Below are 12,357 nucleotides of genomic sequence, written 5' to 3'. Positions count from 1 at the left end.
GACCCGTCTAACGCGACTGGGGAGCGTCCTTGATAAAGATCGTCGTCAGCGCACCGAGGATACAGATCGTGCCGACATACATCGGTGCCGCCATCGGATCCGACTTCATCATCAACGACACGACGATCGGCGTCAGGCCGCCGAACACGGCATATGCGACGTTGTACGAAAACGAAATGCCGGAGAACCGTACGACCGGCGGAAACGCTTTGACCATCACGAACGGAATCGCACCGATCACGCCCACGAGAAAGCCCGTCGCGCCGTAAAACGGCACGAGCGACGACGTATCGACGGTGAATTGCCGGAACATTGCGTAGTAGCACGCCGCCAGCGCAAGGCCACCGATGAAGATCGTGCGCGCCGCGCCAATACGGCCAGCGATCGAGCCCGCCATCACACAACCGACCGTCAGACACAGCGTCGCAACAGAGTTGGCGAGCAGCGCTGTTTCCGGTGAGATGTGAAACTGCTTCTGCAGCAGCGTCGGCGTCATCAGGATCACGACGACGATCGCCGCTGACAGCATCCACGTGAGCAGCATCGAAATGATCACTGCGCGGCCGTGATCGCGCAGGACGGCCTTCAACGGAATTTCCGCAGCAAGCGATTTGCGCTGCTTCATTTCGGCAAACACCGGCGTTTCGTGCAGCCAGCGACGCAGATAAACCGAGAAGAGGCCGAACACGCCGCCGAGCAGGAACGGGACACGCCACGCGTAGTCGGCAATTTCAGCAGGCGCGAACTGATGATTGACCGCGGCCGCGATCAACGAGCCAAGCAGGATGCCGGCAGTAAGACCCGCCGTCAGCGTGCCGCACGCATAACCAATATGACGCTGCGGCACATGCTCCGAGACGAACACCCACGCGCCCGGCACTTCGCCGCCGACCGCCGCGCCCTGCATCACGCGAAACAGAAGCAGCAGCACCGGCGCCATCACGCCGATGCTGGCATAGGTCGGCAACAGGCCCATCAGAAGCGTCGGCAGCGCCATCAGCAGCACGCTCAGGGTGAACATCCGCTTGCGTCCGAACAGGTCGCCGAAGTGCGCCATGATGATGCCACCCAGCGGCCGTGCAAGATATCCCGCGGCAAAAATGCCGAAGGTCTGCACCTGACGCAGCCATTCGGGCATCGAAGCGGGGAAGAACAGGTGGCCGAGAACCGGCGCGAAAAACACGAAGATGATGAAGTCGTAGAACTCGAGTGCGCCGCCGAGTGCGGCCAGTCCTAAAGTCTTGTAGTCGCGGCCGGTGAGGGCGCGTGGTGTAGCGGGTTGTGCTCTACCCAGTTCCGTAGCTTGCATTGCGATGTAGTAGTTGTGAATTGAAACGTCACGCGCGGGGCGTGGAATGCGGCGTCGTCGGGCGAGAGGTGTGGAAAGCGCAGGGGTAGGGCACGGAACACGGGCACGCCCGCCCGGATAAGGACACGCGTGTTGACGACTTTTTGCCAGCCCGCGATTTTACAGGATGAAAGCTTGGGCCGTGCGAAGCACCGTCGGGAGCGGCCAGTGCGGCGAAGACGCGCGAGACGGGCAACAGCACCGGCATGCGCGTTGAAATTCGGACTGATCTTATGGGCCGGGGGAGGAGGCGCCAACAGAATCGCGGGCGAACCCACTTGTAAGAGCCCTCTCATGCGTATTGCCATCCTTCAGCGCGACCCCGTCTATTGCAAGAGCATCGAAAAGATCATCATCGAGGCAGGGCACGCGTGCCTGACGTATCAGGACGGCTTGACTCTGTCGAAAGCGCTGGCGCACTCGACCGTCGACATGCTGATCCTCGACTGGCATGGCATGCGTCTTGCGAGCGGCGACATTCTGAAATCGGTGCGCTCGGTGGGCGGGGACCAGTTGCCCGTCATGTTCGCGTCGACGGATGGTTCGGAAGAGAGTATGGTGCGCGCATTCACGTTCGGCGCAGATGACTACGTGACGTTGCCGCTGCGTCCATTCGAATTTCGCGCGCGCGTTCGTGCATTGCTGCGCCGCGCGTATCCGGAGCGGCACGGCGCGGCACGCTTTGACTGCGGGCCGTATCACTTCGATACGCGTCGCCAGCTGGTGGAGCTGCGCGGCACGCCGATTCATCTGTCTGGCACGCAGTACCGGCTGGCGTCGCTGTTCTTTTCGAATATCGGTCGCGTACTGTCGCGCGATCACATCTTTGCGATGGTGTGGGGACGCGAATTCCGCGAGTTCACCCGCACGATCGACAGCCATGTGTCACGGCTGCGTGTGCTGCTCGCAATCGAACCTGAAAACGACTTCCGGCTGCAGCCGGTGTACAAGAGTGGTTACCGGCTGCTGTATCTGCGGGCAGAACAGCGGCCGGATCAACGGCTCAACGAACCGTCGAAGCCGACGGAAACGCAACGGGCGGCTTGAGCCGCTTCGACGCGGTCAGCATCATCAGACATGAAAAAGGCAGCGCACGTAGCGCTGCCTTTTTTCATTGGCCGCTCGACCGGTCAGCTCTTGCCGCCAATCGTGTCGATCGGCTTGAACGCGCCCTGCTGCACCTTATAGATTGTCACGGGCGCGTCCTTCAGATCGCCCTTCAGGTCATAGGCGATATTGTCGGACGTGACGCCCTTGATGCTCGTCTTTCCCAGATACGCGTTGTAGACCTTAGGGTCGGTCGAATTCGCGCTCTTCATCGCGGTCAGTAGCGCAATCGTGCCGTCGTACGAATACGGCGAGTACGTCACCGGTTCTTCGTGGAAGCGTGCCTTGTAGCGCGATTCAAACCCCTGGAAGCCTGGCATGCGCTGGTTCGGCAGGCCGCCCATATAGACGATCGACCCTTCCGCCGATGTGCCGCCCACCTTGAGGAACGTCGGCGATTTCGACATCTCGCCCGTGATGAACGCGGACTGGATGCCGAGCTGTCGCATCTTGCGGATCATCGGCGACGACTGCGCGTCACCGCCGCCGTAGAACACGGCGTCCGGGTTCATGCCCTTCAGGTTGGTCAGAATCGCGGCGAAGTCGAGCGCCTTGTCGTTCGTGAAGTCGCGCTTGACGACGGTGCCGCCCGCTGCCTGCACGGCTGCGGCGAATTCGTCGGCGATGCCCTGGCCGTACGCGGTGCGGTCGTCGATGATCGCAATGCGTTTGTATTTCAGGTTCTTCACCACATACGTGCCCATGATGCTGCCGGCCTGCGAATCGCTTGTCAGTAGACGGTACGTGGTCTTGTAGCCGCGCGCCGTGTATTGCGGCGACGTCGCCATCGAAATTTGCGGCAGACCTGCACGATCGTACAGATCGGAGGCGGGGATGCTCGTGCCCGAGTTGAAGTGTCCGATTACGCCGTGCACGTCGCCGTCGATCAGCCGTTGTGCGACGGTGGTGCCGGTGCGCGGGTCGGCCTGGTCGTCCTCAGATGCCAGTGCGAACGTGACCGGCTTGCCACCGATTACCGGATGCGTTGCGTTGAAATCGTCGATGGCGAGTTGCGCGCCTTTCTGCATGTCGATACCGTAGTTCGACTGCGGACCGGTCAGCGGTGCGGCGAAACCGATCTTGACGACATCCGTCGCCGACGCCTGCGCGCCTCCCCAGACCAGTGCCGTTGCGATGCCGATATGCAATACCTTGAGCTTCACTTTCACTCCCCCTGCGTGTGGATGAACCCCGGCGGTTCCGTCGGGGTCTCGTAACAAGCGTTGTGCTGCGACTGCTGGATGGCTTTATTGCTGTTTGATGCGTGGTTGCTTCGTGAATGCAGCGCTGTCCGCAACGCTCAGAGCTTCGGCAGCGTCGGACGCGTCTCGATCGAATGACGGATCAGTGCTTCGACGCTCTTGCGCTCATCACCCGCGAGCGGCAGGCGCGGCGGACGCACCGGCTCCGTGCCGAGCCCGACGATTGTTTCGGCAAGCTTGATGTTCTGCACGAGCTTCGCCGACACATCCAGCGCGAGCAGCGGCGCGAACCAGCGGTAGATCGCGCGTGCTTCTTCGATACGGCCGGCCTTGAGCAGCTTGAAGATCGCGACGGTTTCATGCGGAAACGCGCACACGAGGCCCGCGACCCAGCCGTGCGCGCCCATCAGCACGGCTTCCATCGCGAGGTTGTCGACGCCGCACAGGATCGCGAAGCGATCGCCGACGACATTGATCAGATCCGTCACGCGTCGCACGTCGCCGCACGATTCCTTGATCGCGACGATCTTCGGTTCATCGGCGATTTCCGCGAACATGTCCGGCGTCATGTCGACGCCGTACGCGAGCGGATTGTTGTAGATCATCAGCGGCAGCGCGCTCGCGTCCGCAATCATGCGGAAGTGGTTCAGCGTCTCGCGACGGTCCGACAGATAGCGCAGGCCCGGCAAAACCATATAACCGGCCGCGCCGCGCTTCACGCCGGTTTCCGCCTGACGGCAGCCGTCGAGCGTGCTGTTTTCAGCGATGGTGAGCAGCACCGGCACACGGCCACGCGATGCGTCGACGGCGATGTCGAGCACCTCGAGCTTTTCATCGAGCGACAGCGTGGACGCTTCGCCGAGCGAGCCGCACACAATGATCCCGTCGACACCGGCGTCGATCTGCGCTTCGATGTTCTTCTTCGTCCATACGCGATCTATGCTGAAATCCGCGTTGAATTTGGTGGTGACTGCGGGCAATACGCCTTCCCAGATATGCGCCACGACTGCTCTCCTGATTGTGATGAGTCGATCGCAGTTTAAGCAGGGAAAAATCTGTCGTCTTGCGTGATTCGCGCGCATCGAATGACGATTTCGGCACAGGAGATTTGCGTAAAAACCCTGATAAACATGACTGTATCGTTTGCGTGACGGGGCGTCTGTCGCACGGTGTCGAGGTTGCCGGACAGCGCGAATGGCGGGTTTCAACATAGCGCAGGACGTCGTGTTTCTCATGGTCCGCACACGAAACGGAGGCGGCGCGTACCAGCGACCGGCTGTGCGGAATGACTATGCTGAAATCGTCACAATCCGAGCGTAATGTCACCAAGACTGGCGGCAGGCGCGTTCCTAATATGGCGACATGAAAACCCTCAACGTGATTGATTCGCACACCGGCGGTGAACCGACCCGCCTTGTGGTGTCGGGTGGCCCGGATCTCGGCAACGGCACGCTTGCGGAGCGTTTCGACGTGTTGCGTACGCGCTTCGACGACTGGCGCGCGGGCATTGTCACCGAGCCGCGCGGCTCGGACGTTGTCGTGGGCGCGCTGCTGTGCGAGCCGGACGATCCCGAAAGCGCGGCCGGCGTTATTTTCTTCAATAACGTCGGCTATCTCGGCATGTGCGGGCATGGCACGATCGGCCTCGTTGTGTCGCTCGCGCATATGGGACGCATCGGGCCGGGCCAGCACCGGATAGAAACGCCCGTCGGCGTCGTCGAGGCCACGCTCAACACCGACGGCAGCGTCTCGGTGCGCAACGTGCCCGCGTATCGCTTTCGCCGCGCCGTGACGGTCGATGTGCCGGAATACGGCCCGCTCACGGGCGACGTCGCCTGGGGCGGCAACTGGTTCTTCCTCGTCGCCGATCACGGACGCACGCTGGTGCCGGCCAATATCGCGGAACTCACCACGTTCACCTCGGCGATCCGCGATGCGCTGGTCGCCGCGAATGTCACGGGCGCCGACGGCGCGCTGATCGATCACATCGAACTCTTCGGGCCGCCATCGCAGACGGGCAACGACAGCCGCAGCTTCGTGCTGTGCCCCGGCAACGCATACGACCGTTCGCCGTGCGGCACCGGCACGAGCGCGAAAGTTGCGTGCCTCGCGGCAGACGGCAAGCTCGCGGAAGGGGCGGTGTGGCGTCAGGAAAGCATCATCGGCAGCGTGTTCGAAGCGAGCTGGCGCGCAGGGGATAACAGCATCACAGTCATACCGACGATTACGGGCCACGCGCACATCATGGCCGAAGGCAAGCTGTGCTTCGACGAGCGCGATCCGTTCGCGTGGGGCATCCGGACGCAATGACGGCGGACGCGGTGATCGTCGGCGCGGGCATTGTCGGCGCTGCCTGCGCGGCGGAACTGGCGGCGCGCGGCATGCAGGTCGAAGTGATCGACGCGGGCGGCATCGGCGGCGGCGCGACGGCGGCCGGCATGGGCCACATTGTCGTGATGAACGATTCGCCAGCGGAGTTTGCGCTGAGCCGCTATTCGCGCGACCTGTGGCTCGAACTTGCGCCGCATCTGCGCACACGCGATGCTTTTGCGCGTTGCGGCACGCTCTGGGTCGCTTCCGACGACGAGGAGTACGACGCCGCGCGTGCAATGCACGACGCGTTTGCGGCGCAGGGCGTTCGGGCCCAGTTGCTGGACGCGTCCGCGTTGCGTGCGTGCGAACCGGCGCTGGCGCCTTCGATGGCGGGCGGACTGCGTATCGAACACGACAGCATCGTCTATGCGCCGGCCGTCGCCGAATGGTTGCTCGCGCGATCACCGCATGCAGCGAAGATCAGCGTTCGGCTCAATACCCAGGTGATGAACGTCGACGCGCAGCACGTCACGTTAGCCAGCGGAGAGCGCGTCAGTGCGGCGCATGTGATCGTCGCGAGCGGGATCGCGGCTCCGCATCTTGTGTCTTCGGTGCCACTGCAGCCGAAGAAGGGTCATCTGCTGATCACGGACCGATATCCCGGTTTGATCCAGCATCAGTTGCTGGAACTCGGCTACATCAAGAGCGCGCACCACGCGACCGGCACGTCGGTCGCATTCAATGCGCAGCCGCGTCCGACGGGGCAACTGCTGATCGGCTCATCACGCCAGTTCGATACGGTCGACCCTGCTGTCGAGATGTCCGTACTCGCGCAGATGCTGCGGCGCGCGGCGCGCTACCTGCCCGCGTTGCCGTCGCTCAATGGCATACGTGCATGGTCAGGGTTTCGCGCGGCGTCGCCCGATGGCCTGCCGCTGATCGGGCCGGCAGGCGATATGGCGCCAGGCGTGTGGCTCGCGCTCGGACACGAAGGCCTCGGTGTGACGACATCGCTTGCGACCGCGAAAATACTCGCAGCGCAGGTCACGCGGAGCGAGGCGCCGATTCCAGTCGAGCCGTATCTGCCATCGCGATTCGAGCAGGGAAGCCACCATGTCTGACGTAAGCGCCGCGCTGTTTCACGTGACGGTGAATGGCGACGAGATCAGCGTCGTTGCAGGCGCAACCGTCGCGGCCGCACTTGCTATTGCAGGTACGCGCTGCTCGCGTACTTCCGTAAGCGGCCAGCCGCGCGCGCCACTGTGCGGCATGGGTGTGTGTCAGGAGTGCCGCGTGACGATCGATGGCCGCGCGCATGTGCTGGCGTGTCAGACGCTGTGCCGTGACGGCCTGGTCATCGAGACGACGGGGTCGCGATGATGGAGCGCTACGACGTCGTGATCGTGGGGGCCGGTCCTGCCGGGCTGGAAGCTGCATGCGCAGCTGCGGCGCAGGGCGCGCGCGTCGCCGTTCTCGATGACAACCCGCGCCCCGGCGGACAGGTCTGGCGGCAAGGCCCATTGCATCCACCGGGCGCATCGCTGAAAAGCGCAATCGCAACGTTGAACGAAACTCAGAAGGTCTGTCTCTGGCCTTCGACGCGCGTCATCGCGCCATTGCCCGGGCGCGGATTGCTGCTCGAATCGGCGGCACAGGGCGGCGTCACATTGCGTTATGGTCGGCTGATTCTTGCGACGGGAGCGCGCGAGCGGTTCCTGCCGTTCGCGGGCTGGACGTTGCCGGGCGTGACTGGCGCGGGCGCCTTGCAGGCATTGATCAAAGGCGGCACGCCTGTGCGTGGCGAACGCGTCGTCATCGCGGGCAGCGGGCCGCTGTTGATCGCCGCGCTCGCGAGCGCGCGCGACGCGGGCGCGCATGTCGTGGCGGTGGTTGAGCAGGCATCGGCGGCTTCTATCGCACGCTTCGGCATGTCGCTCGCGATTACGCCGTCGAAACTGCTGCAGGCCGCGCAATTGACGCGCGGTTTCGCAGGGTTGAGTTACTGGACGAATAGTGTGGTGAACGAGGCACGAGGAAAGGGGCGCGTCGAAGCGGTCGTCATCCGGCGCGGTATCACAGAAGAGACGCTCGCATGCGATCGTATCGCATGTGGCTACGGGCTCGTGCCGAACGTGACGCTCGCTCAGGCGCTCGGCTGTGCGCTGGATTCCGCGGGCGCAATTGTGGTTGACGATGCGCAGCGCACGTCGATCGAAGGTGTTCTCGCGGCGGGCGAATGCACAGGCATCGGCGGCATGGAGCTGGCGCAAATCGAAGGGCGGATTGCGGGCCTCACGGCCGCCGGCAATGCCGCTCAATCCCGCACTTCGTTGCACGCACAACTTAATCACTGGCGACGCTTTGCCGCCCGCGTCGAGAACGCGTTCGCGCTGACCGAAGCGGCGCGCGCCGTTCCATCCGACGATACGCTGTTGTGCCGTTGCGAAGATGTCACGACTGGCGAAGTCCGCACGCACACAAGCTGGCGCGACGCGAAGCTGCATTCCCGCTGCGGCATGGGCGCGTGTCAGGGGCGCATCTGCGGTGCGGCCGCGCAGACCTGGTTCGGCTGGGATGCGGCACAACCGCGTCCGCCGTTCAGTCCCGCGCAGATCGCGACGCTAATGACCGCGATTGACGAAGACGAACCGCCACGCGTCAGCTAGAGCCGGCAAGCGCCAACCCGTTTTCCCCACCGATTTTTTCCACACACCGTGCGGCTCTATAATCGACCGGACGCCACCCTTCGCATCACTACCGACACCACTGGACCTGCACGATGAACACGCTGGCAGCAACGCTCGAGCCGGCCGCCGCGACGCTGACCGGCATGCTCTCGCACTTCACGCTGCTGGAGCCGGTCTTCGATGCGATGCCGGACGTGGTCTTCTTCATCAAGGATACGCAGGCGCGCTACGTCCTCGTGAACCGTACACTTGCCTCGCGCTGCGGCTTCAAGGAGAAGGACGCGCTGCTTGGCAAGACTGCGGAGGACGTGTTTCCGCGCCGTTTCGGCCGCATCTATACCGCGCAGGACAAGGCGATCATCAGCGTAGGCAACCAGATGATCGACCAGCTCGAACTGCACCTGTATCCCGGCCGGCAACCCGGCTGGTGTCTGACGTGCAAGCAGCCGCTGCGCGATCCGGAAGGACACGTCGTGGGCCTCGCAGGCATTTCGCGCGACCTCAAGGCCGACGAAAGCAATCATCCCGCGTACAGCAAGCTTGCGGCAACGGTGCAGTACATCCAGGAAAATTATGTGCAGCCGCTGAATCTCAAGCAGCTGGCGGTGATGGCGGACATGTCGGTCGCGCAGCTCGAACGGTATTTTCACAAGGTGTTTCACCTGACGCCGCGACAGGTGCTGCTGAAAACGCGCCTCGACGCAGCCACCGCGCTGCTCGTCACCACCGACAAGGTCACCGACGTCGCCGCGCTCTGCGGCTACACCGATCACAGCGCATTCACGCGACAGTTCAAGGCGACGGTCGGCATCACGCCGACCGAATACCGGATGCTGCTGCACGGCACCGCGCGCAGCTGACACGGCGGCACATGGCGCGTCTGAAGAAGAAGACTTATCACTATTACGTGTACGTCGTCGAACTCGATGAAACCGTATGGAACGAGGCGCGCTTTCGCCGCGCGAATCCGGATTACCGTTTCGACAAACCGTGCGTGTATGTAGGAATGACGGGGCTCGACCCGGATTTGCGCTTCGACCGGCACAAGGCGGGCGTTCAGTCGAACCGCTTCGTGCGCGACTATGGCTTGCGGCTGCTGCCGCATTTGTACGAGGTGTTCAATCCGATGCCGTATGACGGCGCAGCGGATATGGAAGTGGAACTGGGAATTGGACTGCGCGAAGCGGGCTATGCGGTGTGGCAGGCGTGATGGTTGGGTCACTTCCGCGGCGCTCGTACGCCTGAACGCGCTGACGTAGACAATCAGCGCGTAAAACCTGACCTGCCGCCTATTTAACGCCCAATCCCCGCAGAATTGCGTTGCCTTCCGGCGTCAAGCGGATGCGCGGCGCACTCGCATCTGAAGACGCGACCTGTTCGACGAGGCCCGCTTCCTGCAGTCCGGGAATTTCGGGCTTGGCCATCGCGTCGACCGGTGCGTGCAGCAGAAGCAGCAGCGTGGCGAGTTCGTGATGGCTCAGCAGCCGGCGCAGGATCGTCGGCCGCTTCGTGGCGGCAGGAGCTTCATCTTGTCTGGTGTTGCGATCGTTCATTGGGCGCACCTTGTCTACGTTGGCGTGCCATTCATACTACGGATCGTTTCTTAAACGATTATTAAGGCGACGCGGGGCGTCTGCCGACGTGAGCCGGCACAAATTACCGGCGCTTACAGCCCCGTCACGACCGCTTGCCACTGCGTACATCGCCGGTTCATGCCGCCTCCGGCGTCACGGCGCGCAGCTCTTGCTCGCGCTTTCGAGCCACAGGTTGTCCATGTGACGCTGGCCCGCGTAGAAGCGATACTGTGTTGCGCCGTTGTCGCTGCGGACCTTCACAATATTTGAATCACCGAAGTCGAGCATCGCGCCTTGCGGAATCGGCGTCGTCTTGAACTGGGCGTTGTGTTTCTGGGCCTGCCCGGTCAGGCAATCGATTACATCGCTGACGGAGCGTTGTGTCGGATGGTCGGAGACCGGTTCGCCGGCATCCGGATTCTGGAACTGCGCACAGGCAGCGAGAAAAAGAGGGATCGACAGGGTTGCGGCAAATTTCTTCATGACTCTCCTGGCCTTTTCAGTCCGCGCGGGCTGTGTTCGTGGCGCCAGGATGGCGCCGTCAAGCCGGATTTCAGCGTGAACACGGGCAGCAGCGATGGTGCGGATTAACCGTCATTATATCGGGCGCGGCCCGGGAGGCCTTTCGGCAACCCTGCGCTCCACCAGGCTCGAACCTGACGCTGAGCGAATGTTCACGCACTTCCAGTCGTTGCTGAAATGACCAGCGTCGGGCTTTTGCCGGATGTCGCGTGCGTCAGGCGGGCAACGCGTGGTTGTATTGAGCGATCCCTTCGTAGAATGCGTTCAACTCGTCGATTGTGACTTCGTGCATCGGCATGACGATATTGAAATGATCCTTGCCCATCAGGGTTGGGTGTACGTACCAGACGCCTTTTTCCGGTTCGAACGGCTTGCCCGGCTCGATAAACGCATGGGCATGTCCGAGCGGAAATTGCGCTGAAGGCACGCTGACGAGACCATCATTGGGGCGCCACGCGGCAAACCCGCCACCGAGGTCTTTTTCGTTCAGTCCAACCGCCGCGCCGGTTGGTTTCAACAGCGGATTCATGTTGGGCGTCGGCACGCGAATGCCTTGCGGACCGGGAAACGTGCCGTCTATCGCGTACGACGCGTAGTAAACGTTGTCCGACGTTGTCGCCCATGTATTCTGGAAATGCGCCGCGACGGTCGACAGATCATAGATGCAACCGTCATTGGTTTTCCAGACGCGCCTTTGCAGGGCGCGCCGGATATATTCCTCGTGACCCTCTCCTTCCTCGCGCATGAGACCCCAATGCTGCAGGTTGAAATCGAAAAACGGTTCCTTGCCGCCCAGGCCAGCCAGTGTTGCGGCGCTATAAAAAATATCTCTGAGAACCAGCGGAAAACTGTCGTAGTCATCGGCGGTGAGCGCGCCGTTCTGTACACCCGCGACCGAGGTGAGGCTATGCACCCATTTCTTTCCGCCCTTGAACAGGTCAGACGTGGGCGCTTCGTGCGAGCCGGGCGTGAATGCGGCCTCGTCGGGATCGCCGTGTTCGAGCAGCTGAATCAGGGTGCGCGCCGTAGGGCCGCCCATGCTGTGACCAATCAGATGGACCTTGTGCGCTTCGCTCCATTGCGGAAAGACACCAGGGTAGCTGCGCCCGTAACGCGCGTGACCGTAACGCGCGGAGTGAACGGCGCCGTAATCGACAACTCCGCCCCGGATGAAGTAGTACAGCTCGCAGGCGCGGTCCCAGTTGCTGGACAGTGGTCCCATCGAAGCCGTGAAGGTCTCGTAACCCTTGCTGTTCAGGTATTCCTGGATGTCGCCTTTGGCACCGCCCCAGTATCGGAAATGCTGCCCGAAGATTTCGTCGCGGCCCCAGCCACACATGCCGTGGACGAGCACGATCGGGTAGCGATTGTGAGTCGCTGAGCTTTTACCTGCGTGAGACGCCGCGTGAGGGGCCTGGGGGACGTGAGGGGCGGGCGGGGCGGATGACTTTCTTGCATTCGGCATCTTCAGGTTCTCGTTGTATGTTCTTTGAAAGGACTGCGCGGACAGGTACTGCCGTAGGTACTGTCATGCGTGCACTGCAGTGCCGTCAAAGCCGATACGACGAGCGGTTGATAATAATCAGGATGTCGAAGTATTTGAC

The 12,357-nt window shown here is 62.5% G+C and carries 13 protein-coding genes; 7 read left to right on the top strand and 6 right to left on the bottom strand.

The features are described 5' to 3' along the window. Positions 1-7: 7 nt before the first annotated feature. Positions 8-1,309 (bottom strand): MFS transporter, encoded by a 1,302-nt coding sequence (locus P3T21_RS10725; RefSeq protein ID WP_429255905.1) that lies wholly within the window; start codon positions 1,307-1,309, stop codon positions 8-10. Positions 1,310-1,642: 333 nt separating this feature from the next. Here P3T21_RS10725 and P3T21_RS10720 point away from each other — a divergent pair, with 333 nt between their 5' ends. Next, complete coding sequence (locus tag P3T21_RS10720) at positions 1,643-2,395, top strand: response regulator transcription factor (RefSeq protein ID WP_429255904.1); 753 nt, start codon at positions 1,643-1,645, stop codon at positions 2,393-2,395. 83 nt (positions 2,396-2,478) lie between these two features. Here the strand turns inward: P3T21_RS10720 and P3T21_RS10715 are convergent, their stop codons facing one another. Then, positions 2,479-3,618 (bottom strand): branched-chain amino acid ABC transporter substrate-binding protein, encoded by a 1,140-nt coding sequence (locus P3T21_RS10715; protein WP_429255903.1) that lies wholly within the window; start codon positions 3,616-3,618, stop codon positions 2,479-2,481. Between the two features lie 137 nt (positions 3,619-3,755). Then, positions 3,756-4,661 carry a dihydrodipicolinate synthase family protein gene (locus P3T21_RS10710; protein WP_429255902.1) on the bottom strand — a complete coding sequence of 302 codons (906 nt, stop codon included), beginning with the start codon at positions 4,659-4,661 and terminating at the stop codon, positions 3,756-3,758. Between the two features lie 358 nt (positions 4,662-5,019). Between P3T21_RS10710 and P3T21_RS10705 the strand changes: the two genes are divergently transcribed. The 6 genes from P3T21_RS10705 to P3T21_RS10680 all read left to right on the top strand — a co-directional run bounded on the left by P3T21_RS10705 (position 5,020) and on the right by P3T21_RS10680 (position 9,867). After that, the gene (locus tag P3T21_RS10705) at positions 5,020-5,967 is read left to right on the top strand and encodes a 4-hydroxyproline epimerase (protein WP_429255901.1); all 948 of its coding nucleotides are present in this window, start codon (positions 5,020-5,022) and stop codon (positions 5,965-5,967) included. Further along, a complete protein-coding gene (locus P3T21_RS10700) occupies positions 5,964-7,091 on the top strand; it encodes an NAD(P)/FAD-dependent oxidoreductase (protein WP_429255938.1) in 1,128 nt (375 codons plus the stop codon). Before P3T21_RS10705 ends, P3T21_RS10700 begins: the two co-directional genes overlap by 4 nt. Next, entirely contained in the window at positions 7,084-7,350 is a 267-nt protein-coding gene (locus P3T21_RS10695) for a 2Fe-2S iron-sulfur cluster-binding protein (protein WP_429255900.1), read from the top strand. The genes P3T21_RS10700 and P3T21_RS10695 overlap by 8 nt, the downstream gene beginning before the upstream one ends. Beyond that, positions 7,347-8,636: an FAD-dependent oxidoreductase gene (locus P3T21_RS10690; RefSeq protein ID WP_429255899.1), complete on the top strand. Its 1,290-nt coding sequence runs from the start codon at positions 7,347-7,349 to the stop codon at positions 8,634-8,636. Before P3T21_RS10695 ends, P3T21_RS10690 begins: the two co-directional genes overlap by 4 nt. Before the next feature lie 113 nt (positions 8,637-8,749). After that, positions 8,750-9,517, top strand: coding sequence for a helix-turn-helix domain-containing protein (locus P3T21_RS10685; protein WP_429255898.1), 768 nt, complete (start codon positions 8,750-8,752; stop codon positions 9,515-9,517). Positions 9,518-9,528: 11 nt separating this feature from the next. Beyond that, entirely contained in the window at positions 9,529-9,867 is a 339-nt protein-coding gene (locus tag P3T21_RS10680; protein WP_429255897.1) for a hypothetical protein, read from the top strand. Between the two features lie 79 nt (positions 9,868-9,946). On the opposite strand, the gene P3T21_RS10675 is transcribed toward P3T21_RS10680, so the two are convergent. From P3T21_RS10675 to P3T21_RS10665, 3 genes are all read right to left on the bottom strand, one after another. Then, positions 9,947-10,210: a hypothetical protein gene (locus tag P3T21_RS10675; protein WP_429255896.1), complete on the bottom strand. Its 264-nt coding sequence runs from the start codon at positions 10,208-10,210 to the stop codon at positions 9,947-9,949. Positions 10,211-10,384: 174 nt separating this feature from the next. Beyond that, the gene (locus P3T21_RS10670) at positions 10,385-10,714 is read right to left on the bottom strand and encodes a hypothetical protein (protein WP_429255895.1); all 330 of its coding nucleotides are present in this window, start codon (positions 10,712-10,714) and stop codon (positions 10,385-10,387) included. Between the two features lie 253 nt (positions 10,715-10,967). After that, entirely contained in the window at positions 10,968-12,218 is a 1,251-nt protein-coding gene (locus tag P3T21_RS10665) for an esterase/lipase family protein (RefSeq protein WP_429255894.1), read from the bottom strand. Between the last annotated feature and the right edge of the window lie 139 nt (positions 12,219-12,357).

This window comes from Paraburkholderia sp. GAS334 (genome assembly GCF_050436625.1).
GTDB lineage: Bacteria > Pseudomonadota > Gammaproteobacteria > Burkholderiales > Burkholderiaceae > Paraburkholderia.
The sequence above is the reverse complement of the archived record's forward strand: the minus strand, read 5'-3'. Positions and strand labels throughout refer to the sequence as shown.

Excerpts from the sequence above, each read along its gene's own strand:
- P3T21_RS10725 (WP_429255905.1), bottom strand. The coding sequence starts at position 1,309 with ATGCAAGCTACGGAACTGGGTAGAGCACAACCCGCTACACCACGCGCC.
- P3T21_RS10720 (WP_429255904.1), top strand. The coding sequence starts at position 1,643 with ATGCGTATTGCCATCCTTCAGCGCGACCCCGTCTATTGCAAGAGCATC.
- P3T21_RS10705 (WP_429255901.1), top strand. The coding sequence starts at position 5,020 with ATGAAAACCCTCAACGTGATTGATTCGCACACCGGCGGTGAACCGACC.
- P3T21_RS10700 (WP_429255938.1), top strand. The coding sequence starts at position 5,964 with ATGACGGCGGACGCGGTGATCGTCGGCGCGGGCATTGTCGGCGCTGCC.
- P3T21_RS10695 (WP_429255900.1), top strand. The coding sequence starts at position 7,084 with ATGTCTGACGTAAGCGCCGCGCTGTTTCACGTGACGGTGAATGGCGAC.
- P3T21_RS10690 (WP_429255899.1), top strand. The coding sequence starts at position 7,347 with ATGATGGAGCGCTACGACGTCGTGATCGTGGGGGCCGGTCCTGCCGGG.
- P3T21_RS10685 (WP_429255898.1), top strand. The coding sequence starts at position 8,750 with ATGAACACGCTGGCAGCAACGCTCGAGCCGGCCGCCGCGACGCTGACC.
- P3T21_RS10680 (WP_429255897.1), top strand. The coding sequence starts at position 9,529 with ATGGCGCGTCTGAAGAAGAAGACTTATCACTATTACGTGTACGTCGTC.
- P3T21_RS10675 (WP_429255896.1), bottom strand. The coding sequence starts at position 10,210 with ATGAACGATCGCAACACCAGACAAGATGAAGCTCCTGCCGCCACGAAG.
- P3T21_RS10670 (WP_429255895.1), bottom strand. The coding sequence starts at position 10,714 with ATGAAGAAATTTGCCGCAACCCTGTCGATCCCTCTTTTTCTCGCTGCC.
- P3T21_RS10665 (WP_429255894.1), bottom strand. The coding sequence starts at position 12,218 with ATGCCGAATGCAAGAAAGTCATCCGCCCCGCCCGCCCCTCACGTCCCC.